Annotated in this window: 19 protein-coding genes; 3 read left to right on the top strand and 16 right to left on the bottom strand. The window is 47.0% G+C overall.

Annotation, left to right across the window (positions count from 1 at the left end; all coding sequences use genetic code 11):
- Window positions 1-128 precede the first annotated feature (128 nt).
- From V7051_RS12020 to V7051_RS11965, 12 genes are all read right to left on the bottom strand, one after another.
- Window positions 129-1031, bottom strand: coding sequence for an ArsC family reductase (locus tag V7051_RS12020; protein ID WP_333875208.1), 903 nt, complete (start codon window positions 1029-1031; stop codon window positions 129-131).
- A gap of 19 nt (window positions 1032-1050) precedes the next feature.
- Window positions 1051-1293 carry a hypothetical protein gene (locus V7051_RS12015; protein WP_333875207.1) on the bottom strand — a complete coding sequence of 81 codons (243 nt, stop codon included), beginning with the start codon at window positions 1291-1293 and terminating at the stop codon, window positions 1051-1053.
- Window positions 1294-1339: 46 nt separating this feature from the next.
- Window positions 1340-1810: a DUF1456 family protein gene (locus tag V7051_RS12010; protein WP_333875206.1), complete on the bottom strand. Its 471-nt coding sequence runs from the start codon at window positions 1808-1810 to the stop codon at window positions 1340-1342.
- A gap of 100 nt (window positions 1811-1910) precedes the next feature.
- On the bottom strand, window positions 1911-2729 hold the full coding sequence (gene dapD, locus V7051_RS12005; protein ID WP_333875205.1) for a 2,3,4,5-tetrahydropyridine-2,6-dicarboxylate N-succinyltransferase: 819 nt from the start codon (window positions 2727-2729) through the stop codon (window positions 1911-1913).
- A gap of 9 nt (window positions 2730-2738) precedes the next feature.
- Entirely contained in the window at window positions 2739-3989 is a 1251-nt protein-coding gene (gene dapC / locus V7051_RS12000; protein WP_333875204.1) for a succinyldiaminopimelate transaminase, read from the bottom strand.
- Between the two features lie 3 nt (window positions 3990-3992).
- Window positions 3993-4775, bottom strand: a complete 783-nt coding sequence (locus V7051_RS11995; protein WP_333875203.1) for a M48 family metallopeptidase — start codon at window positions 4773-4775, stop codon at window positions 3993-3995.
- 219 nt (window positions 4776-4994) lie between these two features.
- The gene (locus V7051_RS11990) at window positions 4995-5480 is read right to left on the bottom strand and encodes a TlpA family protein disulfide reductase (RefSeq protein ID WP_333875202.1); all 486 of its coding nucleotides are present in this window, start codon (window positions 5478-5480) and stop codon (window positions 4995-4997) included.
- A gap of 57 nt (window positions 5481-5537) precedes the next feature.
- Entirely contained in the window at window positions 5538-5954 is a 417-nt protein-coding gene (locus tag V7051_RS11985; protein WP_333875201.1) for a YeeE/YedE family protein, read from the bottom strand.
- A gap of 2 nt (window positions 5955-5956) precedes the next feature.
- Window positions 5957-6394 carry a YeeE/YedE family protein gene (locus tag V7051_RS11980; protein ID WP_333875200.1) on the bottom strand — a complete coding sequence of 146 codons (438 nt, stop codon included), beginning with the start codon at window positions 6392-6394 and terminating at the stop codon, window positions 5957-5959.
- Between the two features lie 85 nt (window positions 6395-6479).
- Window positions 6480-6905, bottom strand: a complete 426-nt coding sequence (hemJ, locus tag V7051_RS11975; protein ID WP_333875199.1) for a protoporphyrinogen oxidase HemJ — start codon at window positions 6903-6905, stop codon at window positions 6480-6482.
- A gap of 3 nt (window positions 6906-6908) precedes the next feature.
- Entirely contained in the window at window positions 6909-7397 is a 489-nt protein-coding gene (locus V7051_RS11970) for a peroxiredoxin family protein (RefSeq protein ID WP_333875198.1), read from the bottom strand.
- Window positions 7398-7494: 97 nt separating this feature from the next.
- Complete coding sequence (locus tag V7051_RS11965; RefSeq protein ID WP_333875197.1) at window positions 7495-8841, bottom strand: hypothetical protein; 1347 nt, start codon at window positions 8839-8841, stop codon at window positions 7495-7497.
- A gap of 170 nt (window positions 8842-9011) precedes the next feature.
- Here V7051_RS11965 and V7051_RS11960 point away from each other — a divergent pair, with 170 nt between their 5' ends.
- Complete coding sequence (locus V7051_RS11960) at window positions 9012-9356, top strand: DUF4870 family protein (protein ID WP_333875196.1); 345 nt, start codon at window positions 9012-9014, stop codon at window positions 9354-9356.
- Between the two features lie 107 nt (window positions 9357-9463).
- Here the strand turns inward: V7051_RS11960 and V7051_RS11955 are convergent, their stop codons facing one another.
- Entirely contained in the window at window positions 9464-9763 is a 300-nt protein-coding gene (locus V7051_RS11955; RefSeq protein WP_333875195.1) for a hypothetical protein, read from the bottom strand.
- A 387-nt stretch (window positions 9764-10150) separates the two neighbouring features.
- Between V7051_RS11955 and V7051_RS11950 the strand changes: the two genes are divergently transcribed.
- Both V7051_RS11950 and fucP read left to right on the top strand, forming a co-directional pair.
- On the top strand, window positions 10151-12337 hold the full coding sequence (locus V7051_RS11950) for a glycoside hydrolase family 3 N-terminal domain-containing protein (protein ID WP_333875194.1): 2187 nt from the start codon (window positions 10151-10153) through the stop codon (window positions 12335-12337).
- Window positions 12338-12469: 132 nt separating this feature from the next.
- Window positions 12470-13747 carry an L-fucose:H+ symporter permease gene (gene fucP / locus V7051_RS11945; RefSeq protein ID WP_333875193.1) on the top strand — a complete coding sequence of 426 codons (1278 nt, stop codon included), beginning with the start codon at window positions 12470-12472 and terminating at the stop codon, window positions 13745-13747.
- A gap of 14 nt (window positions 13748-13761) precedes the next feature.
- Here fucP and V7051_RS11940 read toward each other — a convergent pair whose 3' ends face one another.
- The 3 genes from V7051_RS11940 to V7051_RS11930 all read right to left on the bottom strand — a co-directional run bounded on the left by V7051_RS11940 (window position 13762) and on the right by V7051_RS11930 (window position 17356).
- Window positions 13762-14850 (bottom strand): right-handed parallel beta-helix repeat-containing protein, encoded by a 1089-nt coding sequence (locus tag V7051_RS11940; protein WP_333875192.1) that lies wholly within the window; start codon window positions 14848-14850, stop codon window positions 13762-13764.
- Window positions 14851-15158: 308 nt separating this feature from the next.
- Window positions 15159-16613, bottom strand: a complete 1455-nt coding sequence (gene pyk / locus V7051_RS11935) for a pyruvate kinase (protein ID WP_333875191.1) — start codon at window positions 16611-16613, stop codon at window positions 15159-15161.
- Window positions 16614-16696: 83 nt separating this feature from the next.
- Window positions 16697-17356, bottom strand: coding sequence for a TlpA family protein disulfide reductase (locus tag V7051_RS11930; RefSeq protein WP_333875190.1), 660 nt, complete (start codon window positions 17354-17356; stop codon window positions 16697-16699).
- Window positions 17357-17365 lie beyond the last annotated feature (9 nt).

The following is a 17365-nucleotide window of genomic DNA, read 5'->3' as shown; positions in this document are numbered from 1 at the left end:
TATGATTTATTTCTTGAAGCTTGCCGTGGGCGCGGATTTATTCGCGCTTTTTAGTTTCTGTTGCGCGAATAAATTCGCGCCCACGGCATTCAACTGTAACTATTTCAATGGCAGTGGCGCAGGTTGTGTCACGCCTGTTCGGACAAATCGGCGGTATATCCACCATCCTTAGCATTAAAGCCAAGAATCAGCTTGTCACCGGTGTCTAAAACCGGGCGTTTAATCAGGGTAGGGGTGGTCAGCATCAGTTGCAGGGCTTTTTCCTGAGTCAGGTCGCTTTGCTGCTCGGCACTGAGTTGCCGCCAGCTTGTGCTGCTGCGGTTGAGCAGTTTGCTCCAGTCCAAGTGATCGACGAAATGCTGTAATAGTTCAGGCGTCAAGCCGTCGGTACGAAAATCATGGAATTGATAGGTTACGCCGTTTTGATCCAGCCAGTTGCGCGCTTTTTTGACGGTATCGCAGTTTTTTATACCGTAAAGCGTATGGGTTTTTGAACTTTGCAAATTTACAATCTCCGTATAAAAGGCGCATAACGCCTCGCGAATGGATGTTGAAATGGAAGGGTGGTTAACAATCCCAAGTTCATCAAGGTTGGAGCCGATAATCGGTAAAGTGATTGAGGCTGCTTCAACAACTTGAGCCGACATAACGGTCAGCGTTTCTTTCAGAGACGCTTGAGCAATAGTGGCTCGTGGTGACGCATTGAGCAATGCAACCGGCTTGTTTACAAAAGCTTCACTGCCGACCATCCAGTCCAGGGCGTTTTTCATAACGCCTGTTACTCCATGCGCGTATTCCGGGCTGGCGATAATGACGCCGTCGGATTCAACAAGACGAGCGTGAAAATCAGCAACTGCGGGTGAATCGGTTATTTCAAGGTCGGGGTTGAACAGAGGCAGATTACCCAACCCGGTAAACAGCTCGACGCGAATATCGGAAGGAGTCAGGCAAGCAACCGCTCTCAGCAGTGCAGAGTTCAACGATGCGGCGCGAAGGCTACCTGAAATAGCCAGTATTCTGACGATCGGCATCGTTGGCTCTATAGTGATTTTACAATTGGCTGTTCAGCAGTTCGTCAATGCTGGGTAATTGTTTATCTGTTTTGCAGCGGTTTTTATAAAGATCGACGAACTCCATAAAAGCTTGTTCCAGGTCGGCCAGGATTTCTTCTTCGTTTTCACGCTCATCATCGGGAACGTCGGGGGAATCCAAGTATTCGTGTTGCAGGGCGACTTCGCTGTTTAAAGCGAGCGTGGCATAAATGATTGCATTGTTTGATATAGTGTCGCTCATGGTATTGGCCTCGTTAAGTTGTTGGAAGAATATAAAAGAACTGCTATCAGTCCTGTTCTCTAAAACGAATGGTAAGACCTTGTAAAAAGTTTCTTAAAATCTGGTCCCCACATTCGCGGTGATGCTTATGGCCTTTTTGCCTGAAAAAAGAGCTGAGTTCGCCTTTGGATAATTCAAAATCAGCCAGTTTCAAGGTATTAAGCATGTCTTCTTCTTTAAATTCCAGCGCAATTCTCAATTTTTTGAGTATGGTGTTATTGGTTAACGGCTCCGGCTTTTTTTCCTGTGCGGGCGAATTCTCCTGCCGGCCTCTTCTATAGATAATCAGGCCGTCTAAAAACTGTTCCAGCAGCTTATTGTTAAGCGCGACGAAATCGGCTTCATTATCTTTTTTCAGCAGCTTGAGCAACTCGTCCCGGCTCATTTCTACGCCGCTTAATGCAAAGATTTCGATCATGGTCGGATCTTTAAGCTCTAAAGCGTAGCGTACTCGGCGTAATACATCATTGTTAATCATTGTTTGTCATTGATTGGGTTACTGTTGGGATGATACTTGCGTCATCCTCGAGAGAAGTGGGAGAAGGGTGCATCAGCGAGGCTTTTGCACCCTGCAATAATTAATCTCTCAACAACTCGTTAATACCTGTTTTGCTACGGGTTTTTTCATCAACCTGTTTGATGATAACCGCACAGTACAGGCTGTACTTGCCGTCTGCTGAAGGCAGGTTGCCGGCAACAACAACCGAACCTGCCGGAATGCGGCCGTAGCTAATTTCGCCGGTCATGCGGTTGTAGATTTTGGTGCTTTGGCCGATGTAAACGCCCATTGAAATAACCGAGCCTTCTTCAACGACAACGCCTTCGACGATTTCCGAACGTGCGCCGATAAAGCAGTTGTCTTCAATAATCGTTGGGCCTGCTTGCAAAGGTTCCAAAACACCGCCGATGCCGACGCCACCGGAAAGATGCACGTTCTTGCCGATTTGCGCGCAAGAGCCGACGCTGGCCCAGGTATCAACCATTGTGCCGCTGTCGACATAGCCGCCGATATTGACGAATGAAGGCATCAGGATAGCGCCGGGTGCAACGTAAGCACCGTGACGGACAACGGCATTAGGCACAACGCGCACGCCGGATTGGGCGAAATCGTCGGGCGAATAGGTGCTGAATTTCGCTTCAACCTTATCGTAATAACGGGTGTTGCCGCCTTCCATGACGCGGTTTTCGTTGATTCTGAACGACAATAATACGGCTTTTTTCAACCATTGGTTAACGACCCATTCGCCGCTGGTTTTTTCAGCGACACGGGCTTTGCCGCTGTCCAATAAATTGATCGCTTCTTCAACAGCTGAACGCACTTCAGCGGAAACGCTGGCTGGTGAGATGTCGGCACGGTTTTCAAAGGCGTCGTTAATGATTTTTTCTAATTGTGACATGGTTTCTTTTTATAAAGAGTTAAGGAAATTTTTTATACGTTGCGCGGCTTCTATGCATTCATCCAATGGCGCGACCAGCGCAATCCTGACATGGTTAAGGCCGGGATTGATGTCGCCAAAATCGCGGGACAGATAACTGCCGGGCAACACGGTGATGTTTTGCTCGGCAAACAGCTGCCGGGCGAAGTCGGTGTCTGAAATCGGCGTTTTCAACCAGACGTAAAAACTGGCTGGAGGCTTGATAACAGTGCAAACATCGCCAAGAATATCGATGAACGCCGCGAACTTTTCACGGTATAAACGACGGTTTTCGACAACGTGATGCTCATCCTGCCAAGCCTGAATGCTGGCATGCTGGGTAGGTAAAGGCATAGCGCAGCCGTGATAAGTCCGGTATTGAAAGTAATGTTTCAAAATTTCGGCGTCGCCTGCAACAAAACCCGAGCGCAAACCCGGCGCGTTGGAGCGCTTGGATAAGCTGTGAAAAATAACGCAGCGTTTGAAAGCCGTGTTGCCCATGTTATAAGCCGTTTGCAGCAAGCCCGGCGGCGGGTTGCTTTCGTCGTCGTAGATTTCGGTGTAGCACTCGTCGGAGGCAATCACAAAATCATATTTTTCGGCCAGATTGAGCAGTTTTTCATGGCTCGCTTGATCGATCACCGAGCCGGTCGGGTTGCCGGGCGAGCAAATGTAAATCAACTGGCAGCGTTGCCATATCTCATCCGGCACCGCGTCAAAATCCGGCAAGTAGCCGGAATCTTCCAATGTGTTCAGAAAATAGGGTTCAGCCCCTGCCAGCAAAGCCGCGCCTTCATAAATCTGATAAAACGGATTCGGCATGATCACGACAGGCGTGGGTATCGCCAGGGATGGTGTGTATGCCGCAAGCCTGTCGGGAGCAGGCGCGGCCTTGGTCGGGTCAATGATACATTGGGCAAACGAAAACAACGCCTCGCGCGTACCGTTGACCGGTAAAACCTGGGTTTCAGCATTAACCGCATCAGCCGGAATCTGAAAACGTCGGTTGATCCATCCGGCTATCGCTTGCCGAAGTTCCGGTATGCCTTTAGTGGTTGGATAGTTAGCCAAGCCATGCAAATGAGTTAACAGTGCTTCCTGAATCAAATGCGGCGTGGCATGCGTCGGCTCGCCCATAGACAGGGCGATATGCGGCTGGTTTGCGGGCGGAACGATGCCTTGCTTAAGCTGCGCCAGTTTCTCAAACGGGTAGGGATGTAAGTGTTTTAAATTAGGGGTCATCGATTAGTTGCAATGCGGTTGTTTACCCGCAGATTGGGCTTGTTGGAATAAAGCCAGTGCTTGCGGCATGTGTTGTTCCAATTGTTGAATACGTGTGGCATTCGAAGGGTGAGTCGACATGAATTCTATCGGCTGCTGACCTTGCGAAGCCCGTTCCATTTTTTGCCACAGAGTAACGCTTTGTTGTGGGTCAAAGCCGGCTTTCGCCATTAAATCCACGCCGATCGTGTCGGCTTCGCTTTCATGGGTACGGCTGTAAGGCATCAATATGCCGTACTGCGCACCGACGCCGAGCATGCCTAGCGCTGTTTGTCCAAGCGCGGTTTGCGGCGCGCTGACCGCTTGGATGATGCTCATGCTCTGATTGACCGCGAATTCTTGCGATGCCCGCTCATTGCTGTGCTTGGCGAGTACGTGCCCGACTTCATGTCCGATGACCGCAGCCAATTGATCCTGATTGTCGACCAATGCGAGCATTCCGGTATGCACGCCGATTTTATTGCCAGGCAAGGCAAAAGCGTTAGGCGTGGCATCTTCAAAGACCACAACTTCCCAGTTGCCGCCTGTTTGCTGGGTGATTGCCCCGGCAATGCAGCTTGCAGTTTGATTGTATTTGCTGTTGGTGCTGATAGGTTTTTGTTTTTTTAAGTCGTCAAAAGCCTGTAAGCCCATCTGATCGATTTGAGTATCAGGCATGAAAACAAGTTGGCTTCTACCTGTAGGGCTAGTGATGCAGGCACTTAATAGGCAAGCTGTGACCAAAGCGGGGAATATTTTTTTAAACATAAAAAATGACCTGTAGTTTCTACACATACCGGCCATTTTAACGTAACTTTATTGTCTGGGGGTTAAAAATGTAACTCCGCTAATAAAACAAATGCATAGGAAGGTATTTTGCTCCCGTATTTGTTCTGCCGCACATTATCCATCTGAGAGCGGTGACCCCAGGACGTGAAAAAAACTTCGTGCCCTTCGTGTCTTCGTGGTGAAGTAATAGATAATGAATTAGTTCAGGATTTTGGCAAACATCGCATCGTAATCGTCTTTTGACAATACGCCGCTGACTCCGGTGCGTTGATGCGCCTTATCGAAGAAATAGGTTCTTGGTAATTCGCCATACCATTTGGGATCGATTTCAAATTGCAGTTTTTGGGTGTTGTCATCGGCATAAGCCCAGTTTTCAATGCCGGATAATTGGTTTTTATCCAGGATTTGCTGGATTTGTTCGGTTGCGGACGGCTCATCCGCGGCCAGCATGATCATTTTAAGTTCAGGCCTGCTCTTATGGATGTTACTTAACAGCTCCATATCTTTCAGGCAGGAGGAGCAGTTTATAGACCAGACCACCAACATGAATGGCCGATCGGCATTGGCGGCTAGTATTTGCTGATAACTTCCCGAGATAAACGCAGACGGAGCGGCTTGTGCCGGAATATTAAAAAGATTTAAAAGAATAAATGCCAAGCTTAGGAGGTTTTTTTTAAAGGTCATGATTTGATCCCATGTGTTCATTTGTAAAAGTTTGTTCGTAGCTGATTACAATCGCCGTCATTTCCCGCGCCGCTCGATCATGTTGTATATAGTCATCCCAGCCATCATCGACACAAAAAATATCCATGCTTTGGGTTGTCCTGCGGCAGCACTTACAACAGCCGGTCCTGGGCAAAAACCTGAAAGTCCCCAACCGATTCCAAAAACCAGGCTGCCTATTATCAAACCTTTATCAAGACCGGTTATTGAGGACAGTTGCATAGGCGTGCCCAACAAACTGCGCTGACGTTTTTTAGCGATAGCAAAGGCTCCTGCTCCAATCAGGATAGCGCCTCCCATGACGAATGCGAGAGACCGGTCCCAGTTTCCGGCCAAGTCCAGAAAGCCGATCACCTTAGCCGGATTGGTCATGCCGGAGACGATGAGGCCCAAGCCGAACAATAATCCAACAATAAATGCGTTAATATTCAACATGGTTAAAGTCCCAACAAATGGCGAGTCAGATAAACGGTGATAAAGCCCGCCAGCATGAAGCACAGTGTAGCGGCAATGGATCGCATTGATCCGCGGGAAATGCCGCAGACGCCATGGCCGCTGGTGCATCCTGACGCATAGCTGGTACCCAGGCCCACCAGCAGACCAGCAATGATCAATTGCCCGGTTCCCGCATCGATAGTCACAGCCGGCAGGTCGAAGGCAATTTGATAAACAAAAGGTGAAATCATCAAGCCGAGCAGAAACAGCACGCGCCAGATTTTATCGCCCTTGTCGGCATCAATCAGACCGGCCAAGATTCCGCTAATGCCAGCGATTCGGCCATTCAATAACACAAACATTGCCGCGGCTATGCCGATCAATAAGCCGCCGGAGAGGCCTGCAATATAGGAACTTTGGATGAAGTCGGATAGATTCATGTTTTTTAGATGTTGAGTATTTTAAATAGCCGGGTTCTTGAGTATGGAGTCAGTCTTGTTTGATTGTCGGTTAATTCAAAATGTATCAAAAAGGCTTAACAACGGCCAGAATTACGATGCCAACTAAAAACAAAACCGGCACTTCATTCATCCAGCGATAAAACACATGGCTGCGCAGGTTGCGGTCATGTTTAAAATCAAGCAGCCACAGATAGCAAAAATAGTGATAAACAAGCGTCAGCGCCAGCAGCGCCAGCTTTGCATGCAGCCAGCCGGAATGACCGTAAACAGCCCAGTCATAAGTAACCAGCATCCAGATGCCGAATAAAAAAGTCGCTATCATGCCCGGCGTCATAATGCCGAAGAACAATTTGCGCTCCATCACCTTAAAGCGTTCGTTGCTAATCTCATCATCGCTCATCGCGTGATAAACGTACAGGCGCGGCAGGTAAAACAGACCGGCAAACCAAGTGACCATAAAAATCAGGTGTAACGCTTTTAACCAGAGCATGGGCTAGCCTTTTAATAGTGATTCAATCGTCGTTTTCATTTTTGCCAAGTCAAAAAGGCCGATTTCTTTTTTAACAACCGAACCGTCCGGGGCAATTAAGAATGTGCTGGGCGTAAACATGACGCCGCCGAAAGCGTGGTCGTGTTCCGAATTTACATCCAGAGCCACATTGTAGGGCAGTTGTTTGGCCTTAGTCATATCGACGACGTGATTCGGCGGATCGTAATACATCGCAACGGCAATCATCTCAAGACCCGATGCATGATACTGGGTATAAAGATCGATTAAATCGGGGATTTCTTGTATGCAAGCGGGGCAGTCAGTCGCCCAGAACGTGACGATAACCGGCTTGCCGCGTAAATCTTTTAGTGCGATTTTTTGGCCGGTGAGGGTGGTGAAAGTTACATCCGGCGCCGAGGTGATGGTTTTGCTACAGCCTATTAATATAAGCAGTAACAGTAATAAACTGAACTGTCGATATTTTGCTTTCATGGGGATTGATGGGTTAATAACTAGGGGAATGGAAACAAAATAACATACACAGTTAAAAAAAACAGAACAACTCCGGTTTATGGTTTTTTGAGCCTATCTAATTTGCATCACTAACATCCGATTGCGGAGGAAACTGCGCGTAGTGATACCCACCGACATATGAAATGTAATCACCACGATAACCGATAGCCGTCAATATGAATCGAACTACGATTTCCCGTACGACTGTGGCGTGATCCCATAGATCATCACCGCTACTCTCTTTGTCCGCATCGTAGTAGTGTCCTCGGTGCACGATGAGATTACGAGCAGTTATGGCCGCTTTGATCTTGTCTTCATCAATCCCGTCGAGAGGTATCTGCCAATGCCCGACGAGAATACTGAGCTTTTGGCGGATTGATCGTCGATTCAAGTCGGCAAGCTTTTCATTAAGTTCCTTTACAATTTCACTAATCGTATTACTATCATCCGTCTGCCATTTTTCAATACATTGTCTAATTACAGTACGAAGCTTTCTTCTAGTCTTTTCAAATTCTTTTTCTGACTGAATAAATTTGTCGTTGTTCTCAAGATTAGATGCGATAAGGTTTTCAAGTGCAGTCATAGCATTTATCAAACGAATTTCGTTATAGCTAGATTCCATGGCAAACCATTCGATAGCGAAGAAAAGGTTTTTTATTTCGAATGGAGGGTTATAGAAGGAGGCAACAGCCGCATCGAAAATAGGTTGCTGATTGAGATAATGGAAAGTGGAGGAATGTGCTGATGCTTGACGAGATTGTGACAAAGCGATTACTTCCAAGTGATCTCCCGAGTAAAACTTGATAATAGGGCTGAGGAGCATTACTCCCGAAGCGAAGGACATCAACCGCCGAATGTGCTCAAGCAGCTTATCAGCCTCCGCATGCCATACTGCTAGACCGATAGGTTCATTATCGGACTGTATTGTGATATATCCAGTGATGAAATCAGGGTCTTCGATTGTTTTATATCCGTCCATTTCGACTCTTCCGAGGCAGCATGTAGAGCTTAGCTGTCCAAAATTCTGAAATCCTTTTATATACATACGAAGCAATGGCTTAGGAGTCGGTGTCGCTAGCTTGCGGCGAAATTCAGCTCGCAAACAGCCTCCGATAGGAATCATTCGACTCCCTGTTTCTTCATTACTTTCTGTCGATAGGCTAATAAAGTGTAGGTCTTCGGTCTTGAATTCAGTACCATCCTCCGCTTTTCCAGAAAGAGAGAAGTATCCGGGACGCGATCCTTCGCCGTCCCAGTATTTCATTATGAAGCTGGTTTCCTTCGTCAAAGCAATCGCGCTAAAATCAAACTTGACCTCGCCAGACATATCGATAAGAGTGAGGAAAGTTATAGGCATGATGTCGCCACCTGCCTGAAGATGGCCCGTGAATGATTTGAATTCTGTTAATCCTCGGTCTTGCATTATGGCTCCTGTCTGTACTATGAGTTCCCTCGTCAAGCTTGGGAATATGGTTTGAGAAGCAAGAGCTTCGCCTTCGCGGCTTCCAATCTGGAGATTGGGAACCAGTACAATATATCGTCTCTATTCCGAAGCATGAACGATAAATAATAATTTTAAAAGAGAGAACATTGATGAATAACATAGCAACCACAGAAACTGAAAAATCAGCCATAACCCTGACCACAGTTATTTACGCGCTATATGCCGCGTCTTATTTTGTCGGTGTCACCGCCATCGTTGCTATTGTGATGAACTATGTCAAACAGGATGATGTGGCCGGAACCTTTCTGGAAAGTCATTTTCGTTGGCAAATCAGGACGTTCTGGTTCGGAGTGCTGTGGGGCATGCTGGGAACAATCACGATGGTATTCATGATCGGCTGGTTGATACTTGCAGCTAACGGTATCTGGATTATCTACCGTATTGTTAAAGGGTGGCTGCGGCTTAATGACGGTAAGTCTATGTACACTGCTTAGCGGTAAAGCTATAAAACACCAGCCGTGTGAACGACTGGTGTTTTAGATGGTTTAGAGATAACGGGAGTCAGCGGAACTTTAGTCACTGAGGACGTTGCCGCTAGTCCTTATTTTTTTACACCTTTTTGCGTTTTTTTATCTGCGGTCTGTGCTTTTACTTTTGTATCTGAATCATCCTGTTCTTGTTTAAAGGCCTCATCACAAGTTTTTAAAGCCGCATGATCTTGAGCGGCTTGCAAACAACTTAGATGTTTCTGAGCAATTTGCACCTTTTCCACAACATTGGCTATTTGGCGATCTTTATCCGCCTGAAAATCAGCCGAATCAGTATCTGCAACCGCCATTGCAGGAGCCAGCAAGCCCGCGCTATAAATCACCATTAATACGATTAATTTTGTAAAGCTCACAGTTCCTCCTTAAAGGCCTTGTTAATGAATGAAAATTTTCAACTCCACTTCCTAGTCAAAAAATTACGCTGCAAAGGTCTATATGTCAAATGATTAATTCGTAGACATGGATGAACTCACCTTGAGGCAATCAGTGATCATCGCTATATTTCCAGATCTACAATTTGAAGATAGCAAGCTACAGGAAACCTGATCGATAATGTTTTTTATGGAAAAGCTCGGGTGCAGCTTAAAATACAGCCAGGTTTAAATTCAATACCGTTCGTGGCTACCTTTCGGCTGTGCCTGACGAACCATGAGTCTTAAACAACCAACATACGGGATATTAAGTTGCGAGCAAAACATATCATTTTAATTATTATCTTATCTTTCATGGCGGAGCGTTCTGTGAGTGCACAAGAAACTAGCAAAGCAATAGAAAATAAAGTCAAAAATCTGCTGTCCAAAATGAGGCTTGAAGAAAAAATAGGGCAAATGACGCAGGTTGATTTTACGGTTATCGGTATTCCGAAAGAGCAAAACGCTGAGGGACAAATCGATCAGGCCAAGCTCGAAGATGCGATATTAAATCATCATGTGGGCTCTATCCTTAACACGCCTTTTACGCCGGAAAACAAGGCGCAATCGATTGAAACATGGCGCAAATTGACGAGCACCGTGCAGGATGCGGCGGCAAGAACCCGCTTGAAAATCCCTGTCATGTACGGGATTGATGCGATTCATGGCGCAACTTACACGCAAAACTCGGTGTTGTTTCCGCAGGCCATTAACATGGCGGCAACGTTCAATCCGGAGCTGGCTTTCAAGGAAGGTGAAATCACCGCAAGGGAAGTGCGCGCTTCCGGTCTGCAATGGAATTTTTCCACGGTAATGGATATCGGCCGTCAGCCGCTCTGGTCACGCTTATGGGAAACTTTCGGCGAAGATGTGCATTTGGCGACGGTCATGGGTACGTCTTATATTAAAGGCCATCAGGGCGATGATTTTTCCGCTGCCGATAAACTGCCGACATGTTTGAAACATTATGTCGGTTACAGTTATCCCCTTAACGGCAAAGACCGGACACCGGCCTGGATTGGCGAAAGAATGCTGCGCGAATATTTCCTGCCGACATTCGAAGCTGGCATAAAAGCCGGATCGCCGACCGTGATGGTCAATTCGGCGGAAGTTGACGGGATTCCCGGACACGCCAACCATTACTACCTGACCACTATTTTACGCGGCGAACTGGGTTTTAAAGGCTTTACCGTATCCGACTGGGAAGACATCAAACGTCTTTATACCCGCGACAAGATGGCCGCCTCACCCAAAGAAGCGGTAAAAATTGCGGTGATGGCCGGTATCGACATGAGCATGGTGCCGTTCGATTTTTCTTTTTATGACTTATTGATCGACTTGGTCAAATCCGGCGAAGTGCCGTTATCACGGATCAATGAAGCGGTGACCAGGATTTTAACGGTCAAGTATCAGGCCGGATTATTCGATCCTAAACCGCTGCCTGCTGTAGAAGGCAATTTTGCTACTGCGGAAGCGATAGAAACCAATCGCCAAGCGGCCCGGGAGTCGATTGTTCTTGCCAAAAACGACCGCAACATCCTGCCGCTAAAAAAAGACGCCAATATTTTGGTGACCGGGCCTACCGCGAATTTGTTGAGCGTAATGAATGGCGGCTGGACGATTACCTGGCAAGGTTTAGCGGAAAACTTATATCCGCAGGAAAAACTAACGGTTCTTGAAGCCATACAGCAAAAAGCCACCGGCAAGGTGACTTATGTCGGAGGAAATTCTTTTTTTACCCCAATCGATATTCAAAAAGTCGTCGATGAGGCTAAAGACCACGACGTTATTTTGCTCAGCCTGGGCGAGCATCCTTATACCGAAACTATCGGCAATATTGAGTCGTTAAATCTCGATCAGGCCCAAGTCGATCTTGCCAATGCCGCGATTGCAACCGGGAAACCGGTAGTTTTACTGACCTTCGGCGGCCGTCCGCGAATTATCACGTCAATTGCAGAACGGGCTTCCGGCGTTATTTTGGGCTTTTTGCCGGGTATGGAAGGCGGCGAGGCTGTTGCCGATATTTTGTACGGCGATTATAACCCCAACGGTAAACTGCCCATTTCCTATCCCAGAAATACCAACGGTATTACTCCGTATGATTACAAACCTATGGAGTCGTTTGAACTGAATATGTACAACCCGCTTTATCCGTTTGGTCATGGTTTGAGCTATACCACGTTTGAAACCGGCGGCTTGAAGGTGGAAAAAGATAAAATCAAGATGGACGAAAATATCAATGTCAGCGTTAATGTTAAAAATACCGGCTCGTTAAAAGGCAAGGAATCTGTGTTGCTTTATATCAATGATGTGGCGGCTTCGGTGACGCGTCCCAACAAGCAACTTAAAGCCTTTAAAAAAGTCGAGCTGAATCCGGGGCAAACCGAGAGCTTAAACTTTACTTTAACGCCGCAGGATTTGTCGTTTATTGGCGTTGATCTTAAGCGGATTGTAGAGCCGGGAGATTTTAAGGTGATGGTCGGCAATGAAATAGTCGGTTTTACGGTGGCGAAATAACAACATAAACAGACGATTGAAAGCCTTTTTCACCACGAAGACACGAAGAGCACGAAGTTTTATTTCTTCGTGCTCTTCGTGTCTTCGTGGTAATAATCTTTTAATTTTTCAAACTGACATGCCGATAAATTTATGATCAATGTAACCGGCTCGACAAATAGTTCCGATAAGAATCCTTATCTCGGCTCGTTAACGATATTAACTTCTCTGTTTTTTATCTGGGGTTTTATAACCTCTTTAAACGATATTTTAATCCCGCATTTGAAATCGGTGTTTACGCTGAATTACGCGGAAGCAATGTTGATCCAGTTCTGCTTTTTTACCGCGTATTTTGTCGTTTCGATTCCCAGCGGATATCTGGTTGAAAAAATAGATTACAAAGGCGGCATCGTTGCCGGATTAGCCATTGCAGGCATTGGTTGCTTGCTGTTTTACCCGGCCGCAAGTTTGCATTCTTATCCTTTATTTCTGGCGGCATTTTTTGTGCTGGCTTCAGGTATTACTCTATTGCAGGTTGCCGCAAATCCGTATGTCACTATTTTGGGCAATCCGGAAACCGCTTCCAGTCGATTGACCATGACTCAGGCGTTCAATTCGCTGGGCACGACTATCGCCCCTTATTTGGGCGCGTTATTTATCCTTGCAGCTGCTGTTAAAACGGCGGATGAAATTAAGCTGCTCAATGCCGATGAATTATCAGCATACCAAGCGGCGCAAGCCGCAGCCGTGCAGAATCCTTATTTGTTGCTGGCTGCGGTTTTATTTTTTATTGCGGTCATTTTTGCCCTGATCAAATTGCCAAAAATTGAAGTTGAAAAAGCCCAGGTTCAAGGTGTTGAAGACGATGTATATGATAGCGCCTGGGGTTATAAACACTTGGTATTAGGCGCTATCGGTATTTTTGTTTATGTCGGCGGTGAAGTATCGATAGGCAGTTTTCTGATCAATTTTCTGGGTGAGCCTTCGATTGCCGGATTGGCGGAACAAGATGCCGGAAAATATGTATCGTTTTATTGGGGCGGCGCTATGATCGGGCGCTTTATCGGCGCGGCAGTCATGCAAAAAATCCGGCCCGGTAAGGTGCTTACTTTTAACGCGGTAACGGCGGCTGTGTTGGTTTTAATGACTATGATCGGCAGCGGTCATGTTGCAATGTGGACGATTCTTGCGGTCGGGCTGTTTAATTCGATTATGTTCCCAACCATCTTTTCACTGGCGGTTAGCGGCTTGGGCAAGCACACGGGGCAAGGTTCGGGGATATTGTGCGCCGCCATAGTCGGGGGCGCTATCCTGCCGGTTGTGCAGGGACTGTTCGCCGACAGGATAGGCATTCAACAGGCTTTTTTTATCCCGGTTCTTTGTTATTGCTATATCGCTTATTATGGTTGGCGGGGTTATCGCTTTAAGTAATTGCGCCGGCTCTGCTATTGATTGCCGGATATTGAAAAAGTTTTTTTGGCAAACGGTATAACGGTTGTGTCGCTTCCTTGAGTATCACAGCCACTGTCCTTACCGGCATTGTCGGCAGGATCAGCGCCGGGACCGCTAGGCATGCCCCAAAAGTTGTCATTAGCCACGATCGTGTTTCCCGAAGCGTTTTGAATGCCGCAATTGGTCACGCCATTAAGCGGAACGCTATTATTGCCGTAGATATTGTTATTGCTGATGGTGGCGCTGGCTCCTGCGATATCGACACTAATTCCAAAGAATTTATTGCCAAGCGCGGCATTTTGTAAGAGTTTGATATCCGTGCCTTGAATACCAAAACCGGTGGCGTTATTGCCGGCTACGTTGTCGCGTATAAGGTGTTTGGTTCCGACTATAACGAAGCCTTGAGAGCCGTTACTGTTAGCCACATTATTACTGACTTCGTTACCATTCCCGAACACGGCAATCCCGGCGGCCAGGTTTCCGCTGACGAAGTTATCCTGAATCAGACTGGCGCTGCCGTTGACAACGAGACCGCCCTGTCCGTTGGCAAGGGCAATGTTGCCTGCCACGGTTATATTCGATACGGTGGCGATACCGGTACTCAGTCCATTGGTCTTTGCCCCGATAATCAAGAATCCGTGCTTCGGCTGGCCGAATATGACGTTGCTAGCCGAGACGGATACCGCCATCAGGCTGGAGTTATTCGCGTCCAGCACTGTCATAAGAGGCCCGTCGCTTGAGATAATCGTCACAGGTTTGTCTACATTGATCATACTGAAGCCTTGTGTGAACTCTTCGCCGGGCTCTCCCAATATATTGTTTTTGTTCAGGTCGCCATAGCGTCCGGGTCCTACCTCGATTGTATAGCCGGCGTTGGCGCGAGCAATTGCTTGACTGATCGAGCGACAAGGACTGTTTCGATCGCCACAGGTGTTGCTGTCTATACCATTATTGGCAACATATAATGTATTTTCGTTTAATGCATTTACGTTTTTATTCCGGACAAACCAGATAAAAAATACGCATGCGATTATAAAGACGAGAATAACTACGATCGTTAAAGTTCCTGTCGATTTGCTCATGATCCATGTCCTCCGTCAAAAAAATGGGTTCAAACCCTTAATCCTCACAACTTATACATATAGACAATATTACATTTGGATATTTTGGAGTCAATAAAAATCCAGTCGCTTGAGAACAAGTTCTTCATGGAACTCTGCATCAGAGATAAGCCTTGAGTCGCTTATTGATGAGATTGTTTTTTGCTAAGGACGAATGGATTTGAGGCAATCTGAAAAGAATATTAATGCCGGATTTTTACCAGGATTGTTTATACATAGTCCGTAAAATGGCAAGGAGCATCTCCGGCGCGGCTAGATGAAAATATCAATTAAAGCGTCAGCATAGTGATGGTCGGTGAGTTCAGCTGGTCGTCCTGATGAAATCCCCGGACAACAATGACGTTATCGCCCTCATTTGCCAGCTTTGTTTCAATTGCATGATGACGGGCCAGTTTATTGGGATGGGCATGACCGGCATCTTCTGCATGTATCGGTATAACGCCCCAATACAAATTCATTCGCTGACAAACCCATTTGTTGGCGCTGATGGCTATCAACGGCGCAGCGGGTCTTGCAGAACTCAAAGTAGCCACCGACATTCCGCCGCTGGTAAGGCTGACGATTGCTTTTGCATTCAGGTCAAAACAAAGCTGGGCGGTCGCATCGGCAACTGCGTCACCGAAGGGCAGCGGTTTTTGTTGATTATCCCGGTGCGCCAATTTACCGAAAACATCCTGTTCTCTCATGAATGCCTCGGTTTGTTTGATGACTCGGGACATCATTTCAACCGCTTCGACCGGAAAATGCCCGGCTGCCGTTTCGCCGGACAACATCACCGCGTCGGTAGAACAATAAACCGCGTTGGAAACATCGGTTACTTCGGCGCGCGTGGGCCTGGAGTTTTCTATCATCGATTCGAGCATTTGAGTGGCGACGATGACCGGCTTATTCAATGCCCTGGCGCTTTTAATGAGCTGGTGCTGGGCAATCGGCACATCTTCCGGGTTCAGTTCTACACCCAGATCGCCTCGGGCAATCATGATCGCATCGGAGGCGTTAATAATTTCCTGACCGTTAATCAAGGCTTCCGGCTTTTCAATTTTGGCAATGATGTGCGTGTCGTAGCCGTTGGAGGTAATTAATTGGCGCAGGTCGGTAATGTCTTCGGCTTTTCTTACGAATGACAGCGCCAGGTAATCGACACCCAAATCCAATGCAAACAGGGCGTCTGCCCGGTCTTTGTCGGTTAATGAAGGGCTGGATATATTGACGCCGGGTAAGTTGATGCCTTTGTTGTTTTTTAACTCGCCGCCGTAAATGACTTTGCAGGTAATGTCTTGATCTGCTTTTTCAATAACTTTGAGCTCGAATCTTCCATCGTCCAGCAGGATGCGGTCTCCGGCTATAACGTCATCAGCCAAGCCGGGATATTGGCATGGGATAAGGTTTTGTTCGCCAACAATATTCCGGGTCGTTACTATCACTTGGTCGCCGGTTTTAATGATAATGGAGCCGTTTTTAAATCGTCCGGTCCTGATTTTGGGGCCGCACAGATCGGCAAAAATAGTAATGTGCTGATGCAATGCTTCAGCCGATTTCCTGATTATCCGGTACAACTCGCGGTGGCTTTGATGTTCGCCATGGGACATGTTCAGCCTGAAAACATTCACGCCGGCCTTAATAAGTTTATAGATAACTTCGGGCGTATCTGAAGCCGGGCCTAGCGTGGCAATGATTTTTGTCTTGCGGCTCGATAGTTCGGGTATGTTGACATGGATTGGCATTTTATTGTCCTTATTGATTGTTTTATCAAATCCTGGCTCAGGTTTGTTTTGTCATCGCCAGGGTCCCGTTTTAAACTGCGCATTTATTCCTGTAATAACCCCAATATCCGCATTTCTAAATCGGGATAAGCGCCAAATGCGCAATCCCTGAGTATGCCTTGCTTATCCACCAGGATATGCGAGGGTGTGCCTTTTAACTCGAAACGTTCAAATGTTTCTGCGTGATAATCAAGCGACTGAAAATAATGCTGCACTTGCTGCCTGATCTGTTGTTGATCGGCTTCCGGCCGCTGTTCGAAATTTGGGATGCGGTCTTTGATAAAGCTTGCGATAACGTCATCGCTCACTTCATGTCGGCGTTTGTTTAAACGGTCCATCGCCAGAGGGAACGGAATGGGATAGGGCAGGCGGCCTGCGTTTAGCCGGCCTTGTTGACTTAACACACGTAGCGTTTCGCCTACCACTTCGCCGTTTTCAACCAGACGGGTTAGATTTTCCAGATTGTTTTTATCAAAATCCTCAAACGCAGTGGCGACGCCCAATATCGCCAAGCCGTTTTCTGAGTACTTGCGAAATAAATCTACCGCTTGAGGCAAAGCGTATAAAAAACAGCCCGGGCAATTTACCTGAAATACCTCGACCAGCACAACTTGGCCTAATAAGCGGTCGAAATTTGACTCAGCTCCTTGAACCCAGTCGGAAACGGATAATAACGGGGCTTTTTGGCCTAGTTGCGCTTTCATCTTGAAATC

Source organism: Methylobacter sp., from assembly GCF_036845245.1.
Taxonomy (GTDB): Bacteria; Pseudomonadota; Gammaproteobacteria; order Methylococcales; family Methylomonadaceae; genus Methylobacter_A.
Note: the sequence above shows the minus strand (reverse complement) of the source record. Positions and strands in the feature narration are given on the sequence as shown.